We start from the raw sequence: 5,862 nt of genomic DNA on the forward strand, positions 1-5,862 counted from the left end.
TGAGAGGGGGAATGTTGAGGTTGGGGGGTGGCGGACGCGGGCCGTCGTGTATGACGCTGGGGGCAGGCGGGCGCGGCCGCAGTGCGGGTGTGGATGCACCACCAGCGCCGACAATGTAGGCCGGCCGTGGTTCGCCCGCAGTCGCAGCAGCCGCAGGAAGATCTGCGCGGTGAGGAAGGCATCGCCCGGCGCGGTGTGCCGGTCGTAGGGCGCGACATCGAAGCGCCGGCATAGGCCGTCCAGGGACAGATCCTCGAGCGGCGGCTGACCGGCAAAGGCGCCATCCGCTTCCAGTAACAGTGCCAGTGCGCCGGTGTCGAGGCGGCGGTTCAGCAGACCTGGCGCCTGGTGGCGCGCAAGGGCTGCGTCGATCATGGCCAAGTCATGGCCGATGTGGTGGCCAACGATGATGCCGTCGCGCAGATAGTCCAGCAGCCCGGCCAACGCCTCGTCCTCGCCGATGCCTTCGCGAGTCTCGTCCCGCGTGATGCCGTGCACCAGGGTGGCGGCAGTGTTGTGCAGCACCCGCAGCAGGGCCTCGAAGGTGTCACCGAGATCGATTTCGCCGCCGGTCACGGCAATGGCGCCGATGCTGACGATACGATCCCGCCGCGGGTCGAGCCCGGTGGTCTCGCAGTCCAGCACCACGAAACGCACATCTTCCGGTGCGGCGACATCGGGCCAGCTGCCGGTAAAGGCCGCCTGATAGGCGGACAACGCCTGCGACAACGGGGACATACCGCTCTCCGTTCTGTCATCGGTAGGGAAATCTGGCGTTGAGCCTGGGAGCCGACGCCTCGATCGCACCAGGGACGGCAGCTCTGCAGCGGCGCTTCCTTAACGCCGCGGCATCAGCCCATAGCGCCGGCCGGTGTACTCCATCAGCCGCAGGACCGTGCGGAAGCCGGATTTGAGCAGATTCTGCTCCAACCGGGTCAGCTTCGCAGGCTCCACCCGGCTGCCGTCCGTGCCGGTGGTCAGCCCGGTGCGTGCACGATGGTACAAGGCGTTGCGAAAGGCGGCTGCCGTCTCCCCGATCAACAGCGCGGCCTCATCGTCCTCCGGGCTCAGCACCTGCAGCCGGTCGAGGGTGGTGGGGGCTTGGCGGCCGCTGTCCAGCGCCAGCGCGCGGGCGATGTCCACGACGGGCTGCAGGGTCGCCCGCTGCAGGTCGAGCACCTCTTTATAGTCGCCCTCGTCGTCGACCACTAGGCCGCGGAAGAAGGTGAGCGGTGGCAGATTCGCCATGGAATCTTCCAGCAGCAGCGGGACGAAGTGTGGGCTGCGAGCCTCCTCGCCCTCGATGTGGCGCTCCAATCGTTCCACCAAGCGGCAGTCGCCGTGCACCGGCCGCAGGTCGAACATGGAGGTCGCGCGGTACACGCAGCTCTCGATGGGCTGGGTAATCCAGTCGCTGAAGGCCATCTCCCACTCCCGCACGGAGCGGCAGGCGCTCGGATGCCCGGGGCTGATGGCCTTTGCGCTGGTGACGAAGCCGCAGGCCGCAAGCGCCGCACTGACACGCCGCCCGAGCTCCAGGAAGTAGGCCCTGGCCTTGCGGGCGTGCTCCGGGTCCGGGTCGTCGTAGATCAAGCCGACGTCGAGGTCGTGGCGGGTGAAGAGCTCATTGCGCGCCGCGGAGCCGAAGAACACCCAGCAATGGTCCAGCTCCGGCGATGCAAGCCCCTGCGCCGCCAACGCGCCTTCCACCAAGGTCACCGCCCGGCGCAGCACCGCGGCGTTAAAGGCCCCGGCGATGGGCGCAAGCCAACGCGTGGCATCCGGACCGGTGAGCCCACCGGCGAGCACGGCTTCCGCCTGCATCCGCAAGGCGGCGAGCTCGGAGATGCGCGGCACGCGCGCCATGTCCTCGATCAGCGCCAGCGGTGCGGCGCCCTCCACGCGGGTCAGGTCGCGCCGCGTCAGCATCCCTGCAAAGGGACCGTCCAAGCGCCCGTTGGCCGTCAGCACAAGGTGGTCGGTCTGCTGGTTCAGCATGCACGCGAGGTAGTCCCCCGCGGGAAGCCCAGGGGCAGCAACGGCATACACGCGCCGCATCAGCACCTGCGCCGGTGTCTCGGGGGGCTGCCGTCCGCTCGCCACCTCGTCGCTCAACGTCCGCGGGGTGACCACGCCCAGGGGCGCGCCCTGAGTGTCGATGACCACAGCGGCAGCGGCGTCCCACTCGGCAAGCAGTCGAGCCACCTCGCACGCAGGCGCCTCCGGCAGGCAGGTCAGCGGGCGTGCAGGTTGGTCCACCGGACGCGCCATCCAGTCCACCGGCCGGCGCCCGATGCGCAGCTCATCGCTGCGCTCCTCGCTCATTTCCAGCGCCGGCGGCAGGATGGCCACCGAGAAATAGGTCGCGAGAAAGCGGCTCGCCCGCGGGTGGCGCTTCACGGTGTCCCAAAAGGGCTCCGCCGGCAATGCGTAGAGAATGACATCGGTCTCGGTGCGGGCGGTGTAGACGTGCTCGCCGAAGCCGAGATAGCGCCCAATGCCGAGCAGATCGCCCTCACCGCGCACGTCACGCAGCACCTCGGTGCCGTCCTCACGCTGCTCGCAGAGCCGCACCGCCCCCTGCTGAATCACGAAGACATACGCCTTGCGCTGGCGGCCCTGCGTGAACACCAGCTCGTCGCGCTCATGGAAAACGACCCGCCCGGCACTCACCAGCGCGAACAACTCGTCCTCGTCGAAGTACTGGAAAGGCGGCCACCGACGCAGAAAATCCACGACTCGGTAGGCGATGCTGGCGGTCTTCACGGCATTGGCAGATGGGCTCGGCTGGCGGCAAGGACTGCGGATGGTAGCCGAAGCGGGCACTGCGAGGGCGCGCAAAGTACAGGGAAGCTGAGCGCGCTGCGCCCCAGCCCGGATGTTGCCGGCACCCCGTCAGTGGAAGTCCCGCGACGTCACCACCAGGCCGCCCAGCAAGTGCGAGTAGTCCATGAGCTCCTTGGCGACCAGGTGCGTCACGCCCGCCTCGCGTTGGATCTCGCCCCGCACACCCATGAGCCGGGCGCCGATGAGGGTGCGCCTCTGGCGCTCGGCGAGCCGCTTCCAGACAACGAGGTTCACCTGGCCGGTCTCGTCCTCCAGGGTGACGAAGGTGACGTTATTGGCCGACGCCGGGCGCTGGCGGTTGATGACGAGGCCGGCGGTGCTGATAGTGGCCCCGGGCTCGGTGCTGTGCACGTCGTCAGCATTGGCAAGCCCGAGCTCCGTGAGGCGCGCCCGCAGCAGGGCCAGCGGATGCCGGCGCAGGCTCAAGCCCAGACTCGCATAGTCGGCGACGATATCGCGGCCTTCGGTGGGCTTCGGCAGCAGCGGCAGGGCCGGCTCAGGGGGCGGCGGCAGCGGCAGGCTGGCCTGCGCGCCCGCCCGTGGGCCCAGCGTCCCCGGACCAAGACTCTGCCGTGCCACCCGCCAGCCCGCCTGATGCCGATTCCCGGCAAGACCAGCCAGCGCATCCGCACCGGCCAGGGCCTTGAGATCGCGCTTGTCCAGCCGGGCCAGCTCGCGCAGCTCGTCGAGCGTCTGCCAACCGGGCTCGGCGCGGGTGGCCACCAGCCGCCCGGCGCCGGCCTGGGTGAGGCCCTTCACCAGCCGGAGACCCAGCCTGAGCGCCGGCTGGCCGCTGCTTGATTGCGCAAACTGGGGCGTGCGCGGCTCCAGGGTGCAGTCCCAGTGGCTGTGGCGCACGTCCACTGCCCGCACCTCCACGCCCTGCCGGCGCGCCTCGCGCACCAGCTGCGCCGGGGCGTAGAAGCCCATGGGCTGGCTGTTGATCAGCGCCGCGAAGAAGGCCGCCGGCTCGTGATGCTTGAGCCAGGCGGACACGTACACCAAGAGTGCGAAGCTCGCGGCGTGGGATTCCGGGAAGCCGTACTCGCCGAAGCCCAGAATCTGCTTGTAGATCTGCTCGGCGAACTCGCGCGAATAACCGCGCTGCGCCATGCCATCGATGAGCCGGCCGCGAATATGCGCCAACCCGCCGCGGCGGCGCCAGGCGGCCATGGAGCGGCGCACCTGATCTGCCTCTCCAGCATCGAAGCCCGCCGCCACCATGGCCACCTGAATCACCTGCTCTTGGAAGATGGGCACGCCGAGCGTGCGCCCGAGCACCGCCTCCACCGCCGGTGAGGGATAGGTCACGGGCTCCAGCCCCTGCCGGCGCCGCAGATACGGATGCACCATGTCGCCCTGGATGGGCCCAGGCCGCACGATGGCGACCTCGATGACCAGGTCGTAGAAGCAGGCGGGTTTGAGGCGCGGCAGCATGGCCATCTGCGCGCGGGACTCGATCTGGAACACGCCGGTGGTCTCGCCGCGCTGGATCATCGCGTAGACGTCCGGGTCTTCGACAGGGATATCCGCCACCGTGAGCGCACTGCCCCGATAGGCATTCACCAGGTCCAGCGCCCGGCGAATGGCGCTCAGCATGCCGAGCGCCAGGCAGTCCACCTTGAGCAGGCCCAGGGCATGCAGGTCGTCCTTGTCCCATTGGATGACGCTGCGTCCGTCCATGGCCGCGTTCTCGATGGGCACCAGCTCGTCCAGGCGCCGGCGGGCGATGACGAAGCCGCCCACGTGCTGGGACAGGTGGCGGGGCATGCCCACCAGCTCGTGCACCAAGCGCATGAGCATCAAGATCTGCGGGTTGAAGGGGTCGAGGCCGACCTCGCGCAGGCGCTCCGGCGGCACCTGCTGGCCGTCCCACCAGTTGATGTTGCGCGCGAGCCGGTCGGTCTGATCCTGAGAAAAGCCGAGTGCCTTGCCCACGTCGCGCACGGCGCTCTTGGGCCGGTAGGAGATCACAGTGGCGGCAAGCGCTGCGCGGTCGCGGCCGTACTTGGCATAGACGTATTGGATGACCTCCTCCCGGCGGTGGTGCTCGAAGTCCACATCGATATCCGGCGGCTCGTTGCGCTCGCGGGAGACGAAGCGCTCGAACAGCATGTCCATGCGCGCCGGGTCCACCTCGGTGATCCCCAAGCAATAACAAACCGCCGAGTTGGCCGCCGAGCCCCGGCCCTGGCACAGAATCCCGCGGCTGCGGGCGAAGCGCACGATGTCGTGCACCGTAAGAAAGAAGGGCGCATAGGCCAGCTCTTCGATGAGATCGAGCTCGTGCTCGATCTGCCGCCGGACCTTGTCCGGCACGCCGCCGGGGAAGCGCTTCGCTGCGCCCTGCTCCGTCAGCTTGCGCAGATGCGAGCTCGGCGTCTCCCCGGCGGGCACCAGCTCCTGCGGGTATTCGTAGCGCACCGCATCCAGCGTGAAGCCGCAGCGCGCGGCGATGCGGGTGGTCTCCGCGAGCAGGTCTTGGGGGTAGAAGCGGGCGAGTACATCCAGCGGACGCAGGTACTGCTCGCGGTTCTGTCGCTCGGCGGCACCCTCAGCCACCGTGGTGCCCTCGCGAATGGCGGCCATCACGTCCAGCAGCGCACGGCGCTCCGGCACATGCATCAGCACTCCGCCCAGGGCTGTGAGCGGCAGTCCGGTGCACACACCAAGCTGCCGCAGCCGCCGAAGCCTGGCGGCATCGTCACCGGTGCGATGCATGGCGACACCGATCCAGCAGCGGCCGGCAAACCGGGCCGCCAGGCGGTGCCCCCATTCGTCCTGGCTGCCTGCCGGGGCGTCCGGGTCCGGCAGCCAGAGGATGAGGCAGCCGTCGAGGCCGGCGTCCAGGTCCTCGGGCAGCAGTCGCCATTGGCCCGTGGGAGCGCGGCGGCGAGCCCGGGAGATCAGCCGAGAGAGATTGCGATAGCCCGCCAGGTCCGCCGCCAGCCCGACCAGCCGCGGGCCGCCGTCAACCGGGGGCTCGCTGCCGAACAGGAGCTTCAGGCCATGCGC

Annotated in this window: 3 protein-coding genes; all 3 read right to left on the reverse strand. The window is 69.3% G+C overall.

All coding sequences use genetic code 11. The features are described 5' to 3' along the window. Positions 1 to 738, reverse strand: a 738-nt coding sequence (locus I6U14_RS11790) for a PolC-type DNA polymerase III (protein WP_296899556.1), incomplete at its 3' end; no start/stop codon positions are given. Positions 739 to 837: 99 nt separating this feature from the next. Beyond that, the gene (locus I6U14_RS11795) at positions 838 to 2,766 is read right to left on the reverse strand and encodes a DUF294 nucleotidyltransferase-like domain-containing protein (protein WP_296899558.1); all 1,929 of its coding nucleotides are present in this window, start codon (positions 2,764 to 2,766) and stop codon (positions 838 to 840) included. 129 nt (positions 2,767 to 2,895) lie between these two features. Continuing rightward, positions 2,896 to 5,862, reverse strand: a 2,967-nt coding sequence (locus I6U14_RS11800) for an error-prone DNA polymerase (RefSeq protein ID WP_296899560.1), incomplete at its 5' end; no start/stop codon positions are given.

Source organism: Thiohalocapsa sp., from assembly GCF_019695415.1.
Lineage (GTDB): Bacteria > Pseudomonadota > Gammaproteobacteria > Chromatiales > Chromatiaceae > Thiohalocapsa.